Origin of the sequence: Bacillus sp. AP50 (genome assembly GCF_040492675.1) — a bacterium.
GTDB lineage: Bacteria > Bacillota > Bacilli > Bacillales > Bacillaceae_G > Bacillus_A > Bacillus_A cereus.
Map to the genome: position 1 here is coordinate 1 of NZ_JBEUTW010000534.1, position 2278 is coordinate 2278.

Genomic DNA, 2278 nt, shown 5'->3' on the forward strand with positions numbered 1-2278 from the left:
CTACTCACTTCCCATAGATTTTTCATATAATATATAGTTATTTATCTATAATCTTCCCTATGAAAAAGAGAACGTTTTCTTACTTTTTCTTGATAAATCAATTAAGAAATGTAAGACTATACAAATGAGAATAAAAAGGAACATTTGTTCTTATTTTAACAAATATCCTCCCTCCTGTCTACATGATTTCTAAAGTAAATTAAATATTTTTCTGACATTTCTTTCTTTTTCATTTTTTATCTCATACAATAAACATACAGACAGGCAAAGGGGGAGTTTTCAAATGATTGCTTTTTTTATTGATTTTATTACGGTTGCTGCCCTCATCATCGGAATAACAGCATTGATTGGTGTCATTACAAATAGCATCGGCGAAAAGCTCTTTGGTGGAAAAGAAAAAATGAAGTTTGTTAACAAAAGTTTGGATGTACAATCTGGCTGGAACCAAGTTGGCGGAAAAGGCATTTATAAGAAACGAACGTATTAAAAAAAGCAGGTGATCACCTGCTTTTTTTCTTATTTCTCTACTGACGCCCATTTAAAGCTTAAATCGCCGCCATATTTATGGTTATACATATTTTTAATTGAATCTCTTTGTAAATATGCTCTACCACGTTGATATACTGGAACGATCGCAGCATCATCAAGTAACATTTTTTCTGCTTCTAATAAGTTCTTCCAACGAGCATTTACATCGCTTCCATCTTTTTTCGCCTTCATAATGATTTCATCGTATTTTGGATTAGAGTACTTCATCTTATTTTGTGACCCATCTGTTACAAACATATCAAGATATGTAATTGGATCTGGGAAGTCCGCACTCCATCCAGAGAATGACATGACATAATCGCCCGCATCTTCTAATTTTAGTTTTTGTGCGAATGGTTGTTGTTTAATTTTTACTGTTAAACCTGGTAAATTCTTTTCTAATTCACCTTTTAAATATTCACCAGTTTTCTTTGATAACTCTACATCTTCATTTAATAATTCTAATTCGATTTCATTTTTGCCAAGTTCTTTTTTACCAGCTTCCCAATATTTCTTCGCTTCTTTCACGTTTGGTTTTACAATATCCCCGTTTACAGCACGGAAATCTTTTTTATCTGGTCCTTTAATGAAGTTATCAGGAATTAATCCTGTCGCTGGCTTAGAACCGTTATTTAATAATGTATCCACGAATGGCTTACGGTCAAAAGCAAGTGAAATTGCTTTACGAATATTTTTATTTGCTAAAGCTGGATCTTTTTGATTTAAACGAAGGAAGAATACAGATGTATCTTCTACTGTTTGGAAATCTGGTTTTCCTTTATATTTATCAATAAACTCCGCTAATAACGACGCTCGATCAATTGCATTTGTTTCATATAAGTTAATTGGCGTAGATGTATCTTTTACAATATTAAAGTTTACTTCTTCAATCTTCACTTCTTTATTGTCCCAATATGACGCGCTCTTTGTCATTTTAAAGCTACGTTCATGTTGCCAATCACTTAATGTAAATGGCCCGTTATAAAGCGTTGTATTCGCTTCCAAACCAAACTTCGTACCTTGCTCTTTCACAAACTTTTCATTCACAGGATAGAAGATTGGATATACCATTAAATCTACAAGGTATGGAATTGAATTATCTAATTCCACTTCTAATGTATAATCATCAATCGCCTTTACCCCTAATTGATCCGGACTCATCTCTTTTTTATTAATTTTCTCTGCATTTTTTATATCATACATAATGTACGCTGATTTCGCAGCTGTATCTGGGTTAATCGCTCTTTGCCATGCATATACGAAATCTTTTGCCGTCACAGGCTCACCATTTGACCATTTTGCGTCTTCACGTAATTTAAATGTATATTTTTTACCATCTTCTGATTTTTTGAATTCCTTCGCTACACCAGGAACTAGCTTATCATCTTTTCCTAAACTGTATAAGCCTTCCATCGTATTAGTCATTACTCTTGAAGAAACTGCATCAGCTGATAACGCTGGATCCATCGTTGGAATTTCTTGTGTTTCAATTAAGTTAATAACTTGCTTCGCGCCGCTTTTTCCGCTATCCCCTTTAGCGTTTGCTTGCGATTCATCTTTTTGATAGCTACATGCCCCTAACATCATGCTCATCGCTACTGTTGATGCTACAAAAACTGGTATCTTTTTTTTCATACTTCCACCCTCCAAAAAAATGTTAACCCTTTCATTTTCAAACAAAAAGAAATATATATATGTTCTAATAATTCATATTATACACACAAATATATTTTTTGTATATTTATATTTC

The 2278-nt window shown here is 33.0% G+C and carries 2 protein-coding genes; one reads left to right on the forward strand and one right to left on the reverse strand.

Annotated features, from left to right (window positions below; genetic code table 11):
• Positions 1-283: 283 nt before the first annotated feature.
• Positions 284-487 (forward strand): hypothetical protein, encoded by a 204-nt coding sequence (locus ABWK52_RS26115; RefSeq protein ID WP_000559971.1) that lies wholly within the window; start codon positions 284-286, stop codon positions 485-487.
• Between the two features lie 29 nt (positions 488-516).
• Here ABWK52_RS26115 and ABWK52_RS26120 read toward each other — a convergent pair whose 3' ends face one another.
• Positions 517-2163: a peptide ABC transporter substrate-binding protein gene (locus ABWK52_RS26120; protein WP_000727250.1), complete on the reverse strand. Its 1647-nt coding sequence runs from the start codon at positions 2161-2163 to the stop codon at positions 517-519.
• Between the last annotated feature and the right edge of the window lie 115 nt (positions 2164-2278).